Source organism: Acinetobacter sp. YQ_14 (assembly GCF_043102985.1).
Classification (GTDB): domain Bacteria; phylum Pseudomonadota; class Gammaproteobacteria; order Pseudomonadales; family Moraxellaceae; genus Acinetobacter; species Acinetobacter venetianus.
In genome coordinates this window covers 1-708 of sequence record NZ_JBICJJ010000001.1, presented here as the reverse complement: position 1 = coordinate 708, position 708 = coordinate 1, and the positions used below count along the sequence as shown (strand labels likewise).

1 pseudogene is annotated in these 708 nt (G+C 44.2%); it reads right to left on the bottom strand.

What is annotated here, in order from left to right:
- A pseudogene (locus tag ACF8D3_RS00005) lies at window positions 1-708 on the bottom strand (hypothetical protein); the annotation flags it as partial.

Here is a 708-nt window from a genome sequence, read left to right as displayed (position 1 = left end):
AAGCTTTCAACGCCTTGTAGAATATCGATACCTTCTTGAACAATCCCTGTAACAGGATTATTAGCAAGATCACCACCTGTGATGCCATCAATCACACCAGTGACTAAATCAATCGGACTACCATCAGTGCCACCTGTAATGCCATCGATTACACCAGTGACAAGATCAATCGGACTACCATCAGTACCACCTGTAATACCATCGATGACACCAGTCACAAGATCAATAGGACGACCATCAGTACCACCTGTGATGCCATCAATCACACCAGTGACAAGATCGATAGGGCTACCATCAGTACCACCTGTAATACCATCGATTACACCAGTCACAAGATCAATCGGACTACCATCGGTACCGCCAGTAATACCGTCAATGACATCAGTCACCATTTCTAGTGGTGTACCATCAGCAAGATCACCGAGATTGCCAAGGTCATCAGCAATATGTTGAACAATACCAATTGCAGAAGAACCATTATCAACTAAGGTTTCAATGACACCTGTTGCAGAATCTAAAGCACTGCTGAGATCAGCCCCTGCCAAATCAGACACGGTTTCTAAAGTACCATTTACAGTATCGCGAGAAGTTTCAAAAGTGAGGGTACCTAGGTCAGCAATATCCCCGATAGGATGTTCAGCTTGAGGGAAAGCTCCGATGATGGTGTCAGCAACAGTATCAATCCCCGTATTGATGATTTCAGTTTTT